Origin of the sequence: Streptomyces sp. NPDC051105 (assembly GCF_040682795.1) — a bacterium.
Lineage (GTDB): Bacteria > Actinomycetota > Actinomycetes > Streptomycetales > Streptomycetaceae > Streptomyces.
Genome location: NZ_JBFBBR010000001.1, coordinates 323945 through 338334, shown reverse-complemented (window position 1 = coordinate 338334; position 14390 = coordinate 323945). Strand labels below are relative to the sequence as shown.

12 protein-coding genes are annotated in these 14390 nt (G+C 72.7%); 6 read left to right on the top strand and 6 right to left on the bottom strand.

The window, feature by feature from the left end; all coding sequences use genetic code 11:
* Positions 1-398 precede the first annotated feature (398 nt).
* Together AB0N16_RS01585 and AB0N16_RS01580 are read left to right on the top strand one after the other, a co-directional pair.
* Positions 399-1925 carry a protein phosphatase 2C domain-containing protein gene (locus tag AB0N16_RS01585; RefSeq protein ID WP_365791893.1) on the top strand — a complete coding sequence of 509 codons (1527 nt, stop codon included), beginning with the start codon at positions 399-401 and terminating at the stop codon, positions 1923-1925.
* Positions 1926-1985: 60 nt separating this feature from the next.
* A complete protein-coding gene (locus tag AB0N16_RS01580; protein ID WP_365791891.1) occupies positions 1986-3728 on the top strand; it encodes a pyruvate dehydrogenase in 1743 nt (580 codons plus the stop codon).
* Between the two features lies 1 nt (position 3729).
* Here AB0N16_RS01580 and AB0N16_RS01575 read toward each other — a convergent pair whose 3' ends face one another.
* Entirely contained in the window at positions 3730-5106 is a 1377-nt protein-coding gene (locus AB0N16_RS01575) for a helix-turn-helix domain-containing protein (protein ID WP_365791889.1), read from the bottom strand.
* Positions 5107-5284: 178 nt separating this feature from the next.
* Here AB0N16_RS01575 and AB0N16_RS01570 point away from each other — a divergent pair, with 178 nt between their 5' ends.
* From AB0N16_RS01570 to AB0N16_RS01560, 3 genes are all read left to right on the top strand, one after another.
* Positions 5285-5905, top strand: coding sequence for a hypothetical protein (locus AB0N16_RS01570; protein WP_365791887.1), 621 nt, complete (start codon positions 5285-5287; stop codon positions 5903-5905).
* Positions 5906-6116: 211 nt separating this feature from the next.
* On the top strand, positions 6117-6581 hold the full coding sequence (locus AB0N16_RS01565) for a hypothetical protein (RefSeq protein ID WP_365791885.1): 465 nt from the start codon (positions 6117-6119) through the stop codon (positions 6579-6581).
* Positions 6582-6888: 307 nt separating this feature from the next.
* The gene (locus AB0N16_RS01560; RefSeq protein ID WP_365791883.1) at positions 6889-7335 is read left to right on the top strand and encodes an ATP-binding protein; all 447 of its coding nucleotides are present in this window, start codon (positions 6889-6891) and stop codon (positions 7333-7335) included.
* 80 nt (positions 7336-7415) lie between these two features.
* On the opposite strand, the gene AB0N16_RS01555 is transcribed toward AB0N16_RS01560, so the two are convergent.
* Together AB0N16_RS01555 and AB0N16_RS01550 are read right to left on the bottom strand one after the other, a co-directional pair.
* The gene (locus AB0N16_RS01555; protein WP_351729442.1) at positions 7416-8447 is read right to left on the bottom strand and encodes a DUF2637 domain-containing protein; all 1032 of its coding nucleotides are present in this window, start codon (positions 8445-8447) and stop codon (positions 7416-7418) included.
* A gap of 316 nt (positions 8448-8763) precedes the next feature.
* Positions 8764-9588, bottom strand: a complete 825-nt coding sequence (locus AB0N16_RS01550) for a (2Fe-2S)-binding protein (RefSeq protein WP_365791881.1) — start codon at positions 9586-9588, stop codon at positions 8764-8766.
* A gap of 162 nt (positions 9589-9750) precedes the next feature.
* Here AB0N16_RS01550 and AB0N16_RS01545 point away from each other — a divergent pair, with 162 nt between their 5' ends.
* On the top strand, positions 9751-10518 hold the full coding sequence (locus AB0N16_RS01545; protein ID WP_365791879.1) for a GntR family transcriptional regulator: 768 nt from the start codon (positions 9751-9753) through the stop codon (positions 10516-10518).
* Between the two features lie 345 nt (positions 10519-10863).
* Here the strand turns inward: AB0N16_RS01545 and AB0N16_RS01540 are convergent, their stop codons facing one another.
* From AB0N16_RS01540 to AB0N16_RS01530, 3 genes are all read right to left on the bottom strand, one after another.
* Positions 10864-11364 carry a DUF2231 domain-containing protein gene (locus tag AB0N16_RS01540; protein WP_365791877.1) on the bottom strand — a complete coding sequence of 167 codons (501 nt, stop codon included), beginning with the start codon at positions 11362-11364 and terminating at the stop codon, positions 10864-10866.
* A gap of 74 nt (positions 11365-11438) precedes the next feature.
* Positions 11439-12206 (bottom strand): hypothetical protein, encoded by a 768-nt coding sequence (locus tag AB0N16_RS01535; RefSeq protein WP_365791875.1) that lies wholly within the window; start codon positions 12204-12206, stop codon positions 11439-11441.
* A 168-nt stretch (positions 12207-12374) separates the two neighbouring features.
* Positions 12375-14075, bottom strand: a complete 1701-nt coding sequence (locus AB0N16_RS01530) for a PucR family transcriptional regulator ligand-binding domain-containing protein (protein ID WP_365792749.1) — start codon at positions 14073-14075, stop codon at positions 12375-12377.
* Between the last annotated feature and the right edge of the window lie 315 nt (positions 14076-14390).

The window sequence follows — 14390 nt, the reverse complement described above, 5'->3', positions numbered from 1 at the left end:
TGCCAAGATCACGTCAGCGCAGCACCTTCACAGGGGATCCGGATCCGCGATTCACAGCTGCTCGCAAGGAACATCCGTCACAATCTGGCCTCCGGCCGACGCCACCGCGTCCGGCCGTGCGGACGTGACCCGGGCCCATGACGCGCGTACGCGCAGGGGATCCGGGGCCGGGTCACTCAAGTGTCGCCGGGTGGTTCTCCCGTGGGGGGTGGGACCACCCGGCGACTCACACGTGTCATCCGTACCGTCCGCACCGTCTCTCCCAGGCGTGTCGTCGACTCCCTTTCCTCGCACGGGTGTTCAGCGAGTCCCTCGCCACGCCGTTCGGCACCGGTTCGGGTGCGGGATTTTCCCGATGCCCCGTTTTCATCCGGCCCGTGCGGTGGACAATTAGGGGCATGAGTCAGCCAGGGGGTAGGCCCACCCGTCATGAGGACGACTGGTGGGGGCAGTTGTACGACGACTCCACCGAGGACACCGGGCCCACGGCCGCACCCGATTCCCTGGACGACCGCTTCGCCTCGGCGAAGAACACGGTGGCGGGGCGGGGACGGCGGGGTGCCGCCGGGGAACCGGGCGCCGAGCCGGTCCCACCGGCCGTACCGGTCCCACCGGCCGTACCGGTCCCACCGGCCGTACCGGTGCAGCCGAGCGGGCCCGGGGCTGTGCCGGTCCCGTCGGCCGCTCGGGTGCCGTCCCCCGGCCCGACGGTTCCGCCGGCCGTGCCGACGCCGCCGACCGTGCCGGTCCCACCGGCCCAGCCGGCCGTGCCCGCGCAACGCGCGCCCGCCGGCCCCGCCGAGGCACCGGGCGAGGACACCACCACCGCCCGGAGGCCCTGGCCATGGGACGAGGAGGAGCAGGAGTTCCTGGAGGCCGACGAGGACGCCGGGGCGGACGCGCACCCCGCCACCCGCCCCGACCTGGCCACGCTCCCGCCGCACTCCGCCCCGGTCTCCTCCGTGGAGTACGTCGGCTCCGGCCCGCCCACCTACGACGCCGAACCCACCGCCCTGCCCGCCGCGGACCCCGACGAACTCGAAGACCTGGTCGCCGACACCGTGCTGGACGGCGCCCGCTACGGCACCTGCACCCTGCGGGCCGTCTCCCAGCGCGGCGACTCCGCCCGGTACCGGGGCGAGCCGCGCCGCGACGCCCTGCTCACCGCCCGGTTCGGGGCCGGCGACCAGGCCCTGCTCCTGGTCGCGGTGGCCACCGGCGCCCGGGCCACGCCCGGCGCCCACCGGGCCGCCGCCGAGATCTGCGAGTGGATCGCCCGGGCGGTGGGCCGCAGCCACCAGCGGCTCACCGAGGACATCCAGGCCGCCCGGCGCGGCGACCTCAAGTCCGGGCTGCACCGGCTCACCGACCGCAGCCTCGGCAAACTCCGCGCCAGCGCCGCCGAACAGGGCGTCGCCGCCGAGGAGTACGCGGCCAGCCTGCGCTGCCTGCTCATCCCCGCCCACCCCCAGTGCCGTACCCGGGTCTTCTTCGGGGTCGGGGAGGGCGGCCTGTTCCGGCTCCGGGATGGCGAGTGGCAGGACATCGAACCGCAGGTCGACACCGACACCGTCGGCGAGGCCGTGGTCGGCTACGGTTCACCGCCCGCGGAGACACCGGAGGGCGACCGGCTCACCATGGACCTCGGTATCCCGACCCCGCCGAGCCCCTACGAACCGGCCCCCGAACCGCCCCGCGACCCCTTCCTCTTCCGGGCCTCGGTAGCCCGCCCGGGCGACGCGCTGGTGATGTGCAGCGGCGGGCTCGCCGACCCGCTGCGCGGCGAGCCCGCCCTCTGCGCCTACCTGGCCCGACGCTGGTCCGGCCGTACCCCGCCGGGCCTCGCCGCGTTCCTCGCGGATGCTCAGGTGCGGGTGAAGGGCTACGCCGACGACCGTACGGCGGCGGTCGTCTGGGAGGCGTGACGCCGGTCCCTGTGCGTGGATGGGAGGTATCCGCCCACAGGGAAGGGGCACCCGTCCGCCATGGCCAAGCAGAACGTCGCCGAGCAGTTCGTCGACATCCTCGTCCGCGCCGGAGTACGCCGCCTCTACGGCGTCGTCGGCGACAGCCTCAACCCGGTGGTCGACGCCGTCCGCCGCAACTCCGCCATCGACTGGATCCACGTCCGCCACGAGGAGACCGCCGCCTTCGCGGCCGGCGCGGAGGCCCAGATCACCGGGAAGCTGGCGGCCTGCGCCGGCTCCTGCGGCCCGGGCAACCTGCACCTCATCAACGGCCTGTACGACGCCCACCGTTCGATGGCCCCGGTGCTCGCCCTCGCCTCCCAGATCCCCTCCAGCGAGATCGGCCTGGGCTACTTCCAGGAGACCCACCCCGACCGGCTCTTCCAGGAGTGCAGCCACTACAGCGAGCTGATCTCCAGCCCCAAGCAGATGCCCCGGCTGCTCCAGACCGCGATCCAGCACGCGGTCGGCCGCAGCGGGGTGAGCGTGGTGAGCCTGCCGGGCGACATCGCCGACGAGCCCGCCCCGGAGCATCCCGTCGAGAGCGCGATCGTCACCTCCCGGCCCACCGTCCGGCCCGGGGACGAGGAACTCGACAAACTGGTCGCGATGATCGACGCGGCGGACAAGGTGACGCTGTTCTGCGGCAGCGGTACGGCCGGGGCGCACCCGGAGGTCATGGAACTCGCCGGGAAGATCAAGTCCCCGGTGGGCCACGCCCTGCGCGGCAAGGAGCACATCCAGTACGACAACCCGTACGACGTCGGCATGAGCGGGCTGCTCGGCTATGGCGCCGCCTACGAGGCCACCCACGAGTGCGACCTGCTGATCCTGCTCGGCACCGACTTCCCGTACAACGCCTTCCTCCCCGACGACGTACAGATCGTTCAGGTCGACGTACGCCCCGAGGTGCTGGGCCGGCGGTCCCGTCTCGACCTCGCCGTGTGGGGCGATGTCCGCGAGACGCTGCGCTGTCTGGTGCCGCGGGTGCGGGCCAAGGAGAACCGGCGGTTCCTCGACCGGATGCTCAAGAAGCACGCGGACGCGCTGGAGGGGGTGGTGAAGGCGTACACCCGCAAGGTCGAGAAGCACGTCCCGATCCACCCCGAGTACGTGGCCTCCGTGCTGGACGAACTCACCGACGACGACGCGGTGTTCACGGTCGACACCGGCATGTGCAATGTCTGGGCGGCCCGGTACATCACGCCCAACGGCCGCCGCCGGGTGATCGGTTCCTTCTCGCACGGCTCGATGGCCAACGCGCTGCCGATGGCGATCGGCGCGCAGTTCACCGACCGGCGGCGGCAGGTCGTGTCGATGTCCGGGGACGGCGGCTTCGCCATGCTGATGGGCGATTTCCTGACCCTCGTCCAGTACGACCTGCCGGTGAAGGTCGTGCTGTTCAACAACTCGGCGCTCAGCATGGTCGAGTTGGAGATGCTGGTCGCGGGCCTGCCCTCGTACGGCACCACCAACGTCAACCCCGACTTCGCCGCCGTCGCCCAGGCCTGCGGTGCCTATGGGGTGCGGGTCGAGAAGCCCCGGCAGCTGGCCGGCGCGCTGAAGGACGCCTTCAAGCACAAGGGTCCGGCCCTGGTCGACGTCGTCACCGACCCCAACGCGCTGTCCATCCCGCCGAAGATCAAGGCCGACATGGTCACGGGCTTCGCGCTCTCCGCGTCCAAGATGGTCCTCGACGGCGGCGTGGGCCGGATGGTCCAGATGGCCCGCTCCAATCTGCGCAACGTGCCGAGGCCCTAGCTCAGCCCTCGACCGGCACCCACTGGCGGACGCCGTTCACGAAGCCGTACCAGTATTCCGGTAGGCCCTTGATGGAGCTGGTGCGGAACGGCCGGCCGTGGTCGTCGATCCGGACCGTGCCGGAGCGGCCCTGTGAGGACCAGTCCAGTTCGAGGTACCAGCGGCAGTCGCAGCCCTCGGTGCGCGCGTTGACGCGGAGCACCTCCGGGTCCGTGGACGAGACCCGGTAGGGCAGCCGCATGGTCGAGACGGTCTGCCCGTCCGGGCCCTCGCCGGCCACCGGGCGGGCGAGGGGACGGTCCTTGTCCAGGCCGACGTCGAAGTAGCGCGGGGTGAGCCCGCCGCCGCAGCCGTCGGCCATGGAGTAGGCGATGCCGGGTGCGGGCGCGGCCCGGCCGACGACCCGCACCCGCAGGTCCTCCAGGACGACGGCCGTGGACGAGCGGCCCTGCACCGAGATCTGGACGATCGTGTCGCGGCCGTGCACCGCGTTCTGGGTGGCCGCCCAGGTGCCGGCGTCCTGCGGGACGGGCGGCGGCGGAACCTGCGCCGGCTGCTTGTCGATGACGTAGTCGTGGTCGCAGCCCAGCTCCCAGACCTGGGAGCTGGCGGTCCAGGCGAGCGGGACACCGGCCTGGGCGGGGGCGGCGGTGGACGTGCTCGGAGCGGCGGACGAGGGGGTCCTGGTGCCGTCCGGCGTGGGGGACGGCGAACGGCGGCCGGGCGAGCCGGAGTCGTCCGGTGTCGGGCCGGCGGGTGCGGGATCGTGGCGCCGGGCGTCGCCGGCTGCGGTCGCCGGGGAGGAACCGGGGGACCGGGCCGAGGTGCCGGCGGGCGGCCGGTCGTCCGAGGGGGCGATCAGGCTGCCCAGCGTCACCAGGAGAACGACGGCGACGGCCGAGCCGACCAGGGTGCGGCGACGGCGGTACCAGGGGCGGGGCGTGGGCGTGGTCCCGGACTGCGGTACCGGGTCTTCTTCCCCGCTCCCGGCCGCGGCTTCCGGGGTTTCCGATTCCGCTTCGGTCCGCTCCGCGGCCTCCGGAGCCGTCGGTCCGGGTTCCTGAGTCCCGGTGTCCTCCGGCGTCCGCGGTCGCTGCCGTGCCGCGACCGCCCGTAACCAGCGCTCGTGGAGTTCGAGCCGTTCCTGCGGGGTCGCCCCGCAGAACGCGGCCAGGCGTTCGACCGGAGCGAAGTCCAACGGCACCGCCTCGCCCGCGCAGTAGCGATGCAGGGTGGAGGTGTTCATGTTCAGGCGGCGGGCCAGGGAGCCGTAGCTCCGGTCCGTACGGTCCTTCAACTGCCGCAGCAGCGCCGCGAACTCCTCGACGTCCTCGCGCACAGGCACCTTCCCCCGGTCGTCCGTATCCCAGGCACTCATATACCTGCACGTCAGCGGGGCTGGGATGGTTCCAGGGCGGCGGAACGGGCGGTTGCCGTTGCGGTTGCCGCAGGTGACCGCCGATGCTTCTGGTGTCGCACCGACCAGGGCCGGACCGACCAGCCGGCGCCGTCCGCGGCATCCCACACCCATGCACCGATCCAACGGGGGACCACTCATGCCCAAGCGCACCCGAGCAGGCGCGCTCACCGTACTCGCCGGCGCCGCACTGGCCATAGGCACCACGCTCGCCGTCCCGGCGGCGGCCGCCCCGAAGGCGCCCGGCTTCCTCGCGGCGGCCGACCTGCCGCCGCACCCGACCTCGTCCTGGACGGCCGGCAAGGTCACCGCGGGCGTGCCGGAGGCGGTCAAGCAGGACACCTGCCTGGGCATCGCCCTCGGCGGCGGACAGAACACGTGGTACCGGGAGTTCCGGACCGACCTCGACACCAGCGCCCGTCAGGTCAGCGTCGAACTGGCCAGTGTCGGCGCGGCGAAGGGCCGGGTCGCGAAGCTGGACGAGGACATCGTGTCCTGCGCGGACCGGATCGAGATGGAGGACCCGGAGACCCGGGCCGCCTTCCAGGACCACGGCGATCTGCCCGTCGGGGACGGCGCCCACGTCTACGCCCTGCACACCGAGACCTCCTGGGGCGCCAGTGACATCCGGCTGCTGTCGCTGGGCCGGGAGGGGAGCACCGTGACGGTCGTGGACTGGGGGCAGCTGGGCGGCTTCCAGGACGCGCCGGTGAAGGCGTTCAAGAAGACGACCACCACGGCCGTGAACAAACTCCACTGAAAGACGGGGGCCGTCCTCCCGCTCGGGGGAGGGGAGGACGGCCCCGACAGCCATCAGCCACATCGGCCACATCGGCCATCAGCCACATCGGCCATCGGCCATCAGCCCTCAGCCACATCGGCCATCAGCCCTCAGCCACATCGGCCATCAGCCCTCAGCCACATCGGCCATCAGTCATCACCGCAGAGAAGCAGAAAACGGGGAATCAGACATGAGCACCAAGACCCGCACCGTCCTCACCGCCGGCGTGCTCGCCGTGGCCCTCGGGCTCGGCGTCACCGCGCAGGCCTCGGCCGGCGCGCCGCGCAGCGTCGGCGGCGACCCGTCCGACAACCTCACCCGGATCGCCGACTTCTACGGCGCCTACATCGACGCCGAGAGCGACCCGGACGGAAGCGGCGACCTGCCCACCGCGCTGCGCGCCTACTACGTCGCCCCGACCTACCTGAAGCAGCTGCAGGCCTGGGAGGACCGGGAACACGCCGACGGGGTCCTGCAGGCCCAGAACACCCCGCTCAAGTGGAAGGTCACCGGCAACGGCACGGCGAAGAACCACACCGAGGCCGTCGTCACCCTGACCTGGAGCCGCAACACGACCACGAAGCTGTTCGTCGACATGAGCCGCGGCTCCCACAAGATCATTCACATCGGCACCAAGGGCCTCGGGGCTAAGTAGGCGGAAGGGTAGGTTTCGGCCAGGTTCGTCGGTGCCGTGGACCGCGTGAATCAGCTCGTTGGGTTGTGCGAGGGGCTGTTTCACGCCGGGTCCCCGGCACCGTTGGCGCGTACGGGACGGTCCGGGAGGCGACGTACGGGCCGGGGCCGGTTCAGGACATGGCCGAACACCCGGCCGTCATCGGCGTGACATGACTGGCCCGTGCCCGAGCGGGCATGGATCCCCGTGAACGTGTTCGATCAGGAGGGGATCCGGCAACAACGTGCGGGCGGGGGTCATGAACAGTCAGGCACGAGGGGGCGGTCCCGTGGCCATCGGGGCCTCCTCGGCGCAGACGGCGGGGGAAGAGACCGACACCACGGAACGGGGACACCCGTCACACCTCAGGCGGCGGCTGGGACGGTCGGACCTGCGGGCGGTGCCCGAGGCGCGACGGGAGCTGCGGGAACTGCTACGCCACTGGGGGAAACCGGGCCGCTCGGAGATCGCGGAACTGCTCACCAGTGAGCTCGTCACCAACGCACTCGTCCACACCGACCGCGAGGCCGTGCTGACGGCCGTCGTGGGGCCCAGCCAACTGCGAGTGGAGGTACGGGACTTCGTGGGCCGTCGGCCGCGCGTGCGCGCCCCGGACACCGGGGGCACCCACGGCCGGGGCCTGGTCCTGGTCGACTCCCTCGCGGACGCCTGGGGCGTCCAGCCGCACGAGGTGGGCAAGTCGGTATGGTTCGAACTGGACGCGGACGCCGCCTGACGGCGCCTTCGCACAACGGGACGGGGGCGTGACCCTGAAGGTCACGCCCCCGTCCCGAGGTGCCGTCCGGCAGCGGACGATCAACCGAACTGCTGCTCAAGGTCCTTGAGCTTGCGCTCCAGGGAGTCGAGGCGCGGCAACGCCATTGTGTCGTCCTCCGCGGTCAGGTCGACGGTGATCGGGTCAGACCCTTTGCGGACGGGCTGGAGGGAGGGCCGCTGGCGGACGGGCAGCTGCTCCGGCGCCGATATGGCAGGCTCCGCAGTGGGCTGGGAGGCGCGCTCGACCTGGTGCACCTCGTCCTGCCGGCCGCGTCCGACGAAGCCCCGGTGACCCCGGCTGATGGCCTTGAGCTGGGCCCGCTCCAGACGGTCCTGCTCGCGGCGGCGCAGCCGGTTCGTCTCCTTCTGCCGCTTGTCCTCGCGTACCTCGTCGACCGCCTCGTCCAGGCTGCGCACGCCCTCCAGGAGCATCAGCGACCAGGCCTTGTAGGTCTCACGGGGGGCCCGCAGCCAGCGGACGATCCGGATCTGCGGCAGCGGGCGCGGCACCAGGCCCTGCTCCCGCAGGGCGGCCTTGCGGGTCTGCTTCAGCGCGCGGTCGAAGAGGACGGCCGCGGAGAGCGACATGCCGGCGAAGAACTGGGGAGCGCCCGCGTGGTCGACACCCCTGGGCGCGTGTACCCAGTTGAACCAGGCCGCGGCGCCCGCGAACGTCCATACGAGTATCCGGGAGCCGAGGGCCGCGTCACCGTGGCTCGCCTCGCGCACCGCGAGGACGGAGGAGAACATCGCCGCGCCGTCCAGACCGAACGGCACCAGGTACTCCCAGCCGTCGGAGAGGCCGAGGTTCTGCTGGCCGAAGCCGACCAGACCGCGGAACGAGAGGGCCGCGGCTACCGCCGCCGAGCAGAACAGGAGCGCGTAGGAGACGGTGCCGTATATGGCTTCCTTGCGCCGACGGCGCTCCTCGCTACGCTCCCACGAGTCGTCCTTCGCGTGCTCCCCGCCGGACCGCTTGGAGCGCGCGAGCACCGCCACCGCGACCAGCATGCCCAGGAGCAGTACGGCGCCGGGAAGCAGCCAGTTCAGCGATATGTCGGTCAGTCTCATCTAGGGGTCCCTTGCATTGGGATAGGGCGTATCGCCCGCCATAGTGGCCCAATCCCACCGACCCTCAGGGGGTTTCGGGGCAAGAGGCCGCCAAGGAAGTGCAAGCGGATGCCCAGGGCAGCGTTCTGCTCGAACTGCCGCGTGAGGGGCGGGAGTTGAGTTCGAGTAAGAGTACCCATACGGGTGGTTCCTCGGAAAGTTCCTGCGGCAAGTGAGGAAGTTGTGAATTCCCTGTCGGCGCAAGGGTGATCCCGCCCTCGGCGATCTTAGTGGATCCCGTGGGGTGCTCGATGCCGGGGGGCGGCCTGAGGGTGCCTCAGGCCGCCGCGGCCGCCGTGAGTTTGGCGATCCGCTCGTCGTCGCAGGTCCGCGGGCAGGTGGCGCAGGTGTCCTCGGGCCGGAGCGTGTAGTACATGCAGCAGCTCGCCCGGTCCCGGGTCGGCAGCGGCTCGCCCGCCGGGCCGGTCAGTATCCGGAAGGCGGCCGAACCGGCGTACGGCTTGGTGGCGCCCGGCAGCAGCCGGTCGAGTTCGCGTACGGCCCGCTCCTCTTCACCGAGCATCTCGGCGACGTACCAGAGCCCCTCGACGATCTCGTCGGTCGCCATGCCCCACAGCGCGCGCCCGCGCCGCCGCATCCGCGGCCCGAAGGCGCCGAGGACCGGTTCCAGGTGCTCGGCGACGGCCGCCCGCACCTCGGCCCGCAGCGCCGCCTCGTCGGCGACGACGACCGCGCCGGGCAGCGCCGCCGCCGGGTCGCCCGGCAGGCAGGCGAAGGAGGCGACGCGTACCGCCATGCGGCCGGCCGCCCGGTCGTACGAGACATGCGTCACGGGCAGTCGCGGGACCCGGCGGTCCAGGAACCACGGGAGGGTGATCAGGAGGCAGGCGGCCCAGCCGTAGCGGTGCAGGCCGAAGCTCGCCACCACGTCCGGGCGGCCCGGCTGTCCGTAGTCCCGCAGGATCTGGTCCTCGTCCCAGGCCAGGAAGGTGTCCAGTCCGGCCCCGCCCGCCGCCAGTTCGGCGGCGCCGACCCAGTCACCGCCCCGGGGCGCCGGCTCGCCCGGGCCCAGCTCCGTGACCACCAGGTCCGGGCAGACCTCGGCCAGGCGGGCGTAGGCGGCGGAGACGGGGGAGGTCATGGGCTACCACCGATCGGGTGCGGGCCGACTACCGGATAAGTAAGCCTTACCTTACCCATCATTCGGAAATTTGAACTATCGCCCGGGGCGCCTAAGGTGCTTGACGGACGAGTAACAACCCACCGTTAATGACCCAAGTCCCGACGAGTCGGAGGAGGACCCGTGAACCATCGCGCGCACCCGGCTCCGGCCGAGACGGCCAGGGTGCCGGCGCAGACGCGGTCCGGGGAGACGGCCCGGGAGGCGACCGGACACGTCGCCGCCACGCCGGCCGCGCGCGGCGAGCACACGCACTGCGAGAGCCCGATCCCGCAGCCCAGGGCCGCCGTGCAGCGGGCGTCCGTGCGGGGGCAGATCCTGGACGCGTTGCGTACGGCGCTGGTGAGCGGGGAACTGGCGCCCGGTGAGGTGTACTCGGCGCCGGCGCTGGGGGAGCGGTTCGGGGTCTCCGCGACCCCCGTGCGCGAGGCGATGCAGCAGCTGGCCCTGGAGGGCGCGGTCGAGGTCGTGCCCAACCGCGGGTTCCGGGTGGTGGAGCGGGGGGCGCGTGAACTCGCCGAACTGGCCGAGGTGCGGGCGCTGATCGAGGTGCCGGTGATGATGCGGCTGGCGCGCAGCGTGCCGGCCGAGCGGTGGGCCGCGTTGCGGCCGCTGGCCGAGGAGTCGGTACGGGCGGCGGCGATGGGGTGCCGGGCGACTTACGCGGAGGCCGACCGGGCTTTCCACCGGGCGGTGCTGGCCCTTGCGGGCAACGAGCAGCTGGTGCAGATCGCGGAGGACCTGCACCGGCGGGCGGTTCCGCTGCGCGGGGGCCGGGCCGACCTGATGACGGACGCGGATGAGCATGCGGCGTTGCTTGAGGCGTTGATCGCGGGGGAGTTGGACGCGGTGCGCCGGTTGGTGGCCGGGCATTTCGCTGCCGCGGGCTGAGCGGGGAGGGCGTTCGCGCGGCGGCCCGCCGTAGGGGTGGCGGCCGGGGGTTTCGGGCGTCGGGATGGGGTGGTTGCCGGGGGATTGTTGTAGCGGTGGGGATCGGTTGCCGGGGGATTGTTGTAGCGGTGCGGATCGGTTGCCGGGGGATTGCTGTAGCGGTGGGGATCGGTTGCCGGGTGCGGGTGCGTCGCGGTGGTGGCGCGGTTCCCCCGTGTCCCGCGCGGGGCACGTCATAGCCGCGGCGACACGGGTGGGCGCCGGGGCCCCCTCCGGGAGAGGTGCCCTTCCGGCGCCGGGGAGCGAAACCCCGGGGTCCCAGCCCCGCACCCGGCTTGGGTGGCGTCAGCTGCCCTGTGCGGTCTTGTCGTACGCGTCGTGCCAGGCCGCCTTCGCGCCCGAGTCGCCTATGCGGTAGACGTCGACCACCGCGCCGATGCCCACGGCCACCGACAGCACGCCCACCGCGATCCGCACCGGGAGGGTCGACCAGCGGCTGCCCTCGCCGGCAGTCAGTTCCTCCCCGGTGCGCCGCGTCGCCCACCACACGACCATGGCCAGCACGAACAGACCCAGCGCCCACGGCAGCAGTCCGTCACCCAGTTCGGTGTGGCGGCGGACCAGGGAGTCCGCGGTGACGTGCCGCTCCAGCCACTCGCCTGCTTGGGTCGTCAGCGGCACGCTGACCAGGGCGACCAGCGCGAGCGCGGGCAGCAGGACGCCCAGCCGCCGGGCGGCCCGCGGCCACAGCGCGGCGGCCACCAGGGCGAGGGCGGTCAGCGGGACCAGCACGACGACGATGTGGACCAGCAGGACATGGGCCGGCAGGCCGTTGACGGTGCTCATGGCAAAGCGCTCCTGAGGGGGTCGGGGCGCGTCAGCCTGGCACAGCAAACTCTCAGTTTTCTCTGAGGCGCGTCTCAGGCGGTCGCCGCTCCCGGGGCGGGCGGGGTCAACTGTCCTGCCAGCCACGTCGGGACGCCGCCCAGGAGGCGGAACAGGCGGCCCGCCTCCTCCCGTAGCCGCGACGCCTCCGGCTCGGTCTCCGTGTCGGCCAGGGACGCGAGTGCCGGTGCCGTGCCCACCAGGTAGCCCAGCTCCTCCCTGATCCGCAGGGACTCCGCGAAGCCGTGCCGGGCCTCCGCCAACTCCCCCTCCCGCAGCGCCAGTCCGGCCAGATGCCGCCAGGTGAAGGAGAGCAGCAACGGGTCGGCGTGGGCGGTGGCGGCCGCGTGGGCGCGGCGATAGGCCGCCCGTGCCGCCTGCGGGGAGCGGGTCAGGTTCTCCGCCAGCAGGCCCCGGCGGAAGTCGAGAAGGGCCCGCCCCGGCGCCCCCGGAGGGATCAGCGCGGCCGCTCTGCCGAGCGCGGCCCGCGCCTCGTCGGCCCGGTCCCGCACCCCGTGCAGCGTGGCCGCGTAGGCGAGTTGGCCGCGCTCGCACGCGGCGGCGCCCCGTTCCTCGTCGGTGCGGGCCACCGCCTCCGCCGTCCGCAGCGCGTCCTCCGCCTCTCCCCAGCCGGCCTCGGTGTAGAGACACCGTTCGACCATCAGCCCCGCCCGTTGCAGGGAGTACGTCGGCGTGTCCGTCGGCAGCAGTGCCGCCGCGTCGGCCCAGCAGGCCCGCGAGCGCAGCCGCCATACCGCGGTCTGGAGCGGATCGTCACCGGCGTTCGTTCCGTTCCCAGACATGGCGGAGTACGCCACGTTGCCCTCCCCTTGCACGCCGTCGAGCAGTTGAGTGGTGGCCGCATTCCAGCATCTATCGCCACGCGGGGCCAAGAGGGTGGGTGAATAATTTCACAAAGTCGTGGGACGGCGAGGGCACTTGGCGCGAGCCGGTCGCACGCCGGCGTGACCTCAGCTCATCCGCAACGCCAAGAAGAAATCGAGCTTGTCCTCCAGCCGCGAGAGGTCCCGGCCCGTCAACTGCTCGATCCTGCCCACGCGATAGCGCAGCGTGTTGACGTGCAGGTGGAGGCGGGTGGCGCAGCGGGTCCAGGAGCCGTCGCAGTCGAGGAACGCCTCGAGGGTCGGGATCAGCTCGGCGCGGTGTCGGCGGTCGTAGTCCCGGAGGGGATCCAGCAGGCGGGCGGTGAAGGCGCGGCGGACGTCGTCGGGGACGAAGGGCAGCAGCAGGACGTGCGAGGCCAGTTCCTGGTGGCCGGCCGCGCAGACCCGGCCGGGGCGGGCGGCGGCCACCCGGCGGGCGTGCCGGGCCTCCTCCAGGGCCCCGCGCAGCCCCTCCGCCGAGTGCACGGCCGCGCTGACGCCGAGGGTGACCCGGCCGTCGTCGTCCAGGCCCGCGGACAGGGGGTCCCGGACCGACTTCAGGAGGGTGTCGGCGTGGATACCGGACTCCGAGCCGTCGTGTTCGGCGGTGACCGCGGGGAGCGGGACCAGGGCGATCGCCTCGTCGCCGGTGTGGGCCACCGCTATCCGGTCGGACGGCTCCGGGCCGGTGGCCGCCGGGTCGACCAGGATCTCTTCGAGCAGCGACTGCGCGACCGGGCCGCCCTCGACCTCGCCGCCCTCCCACTCGGCGCGGGCGACCACCACCTGCCAGTGCGGGGCCGCGCCGAGACCGGGCAGCAGGACGGGAGCGGCCACCCGCAGGCGCGCGGCGATCTCCGCCGGAGCCGCGCCCGTCTGGACCAGCTCCAGCACCTCCTGGGCGAGCCGGCGCCGTACCGTACGGGCCGCGTCGCGGCGGTCGCGCTCGACGGCGATCAGCTGGGTGACGCCCTGGAGCAGGTCGAGGCGCTCGTCCTGCCAGTCGCTCGCGTCCGCCTCGACGGCCAGCAGCCAGTCCGAGAGCACGGTCTCGCGCACGTCCCGCGCGCCCTGCGGGGAGCGGCCTCCCCCGGCCACCGCCGGGCGGTGCCCCCAGGAGCGGATCGGGAAGAGCGAGTACGTCGTGGAGCCGAGGAGGACGCGGTGCGGGCCCCGGCGGCCGGTGCGGGTCGCGGCCAGGTGCTCGGCGGCCAGCTGGGCGCAGGCGTCGGCGGGCAGCGCGGGCCCGGACACCTTGGAGCCCGCGATCAGCCGGCCGGTCGGGGAGAGCACCCAGGCGCGCAGGTCGAGGTCCGAGCCGAGCAGGTCCAGGACCACGTCCGGGCCGCCGCCCGCCGGGCCCGAGGTCATCATCCGGCGGTGCCGGTCGACGACGGCCGCGAGGTCCCCGGCCCGCTCGCCGCTGACCTGCCGTACGACGTGCTCGGTGATCGTCGCGAACGCCACCGACTCGTGCACCGCGAAGAGCGGGAGCCGGTGCCGGGCGCAGGCCACGACCAGGTCGTCCGGGATGTCGCCCAGTTCGGCCTCACCGGCCGCCAGCGCGGCCACCCCGGCCTGCGCGAGGAGTCGTACGAACGGCTCGGAGTCCGCGGCGTCCCGGCGCCAGGCCAGGCCCGTCAGCACCAGCTCACCGCCCGACAGGTAGCGGCTGGGGTCACGCAGGTCCGTGGTCATCACCCCGCGCACGGTGCGGTCCAGCTCGTCCTCGCCGCCGAGCAGCCGCAGGCCCAGCGCATCGGTGTCCAGCAGTGCGCGCAGCCGCATCTCGTCGCCGCCGTTCTGTGTCTCGAAATCTACGATGAATCGTGCAGTGTCATGGATGAGGCGCCCGCGTGCGAGGTCACGGGCCGCGATCGCGAGGTGCCTGGGCGTTTCCTGCGTTTCCACAGGAAAACCGGGAGGTTACTGATGACCTCCGTTCATACGAATCTACAAGATGCCCGTGCTGGCCAGCCAACTCCTTCATGGTTTCGGTGACTGACCCCACTGGAGTACGGGGCGGTGTACTGGCGTCATTCCGCGTTAACAGGACATGAACGAGCCGGGCCCGCCGCACACGGATTGGCTCAATCCGCACGA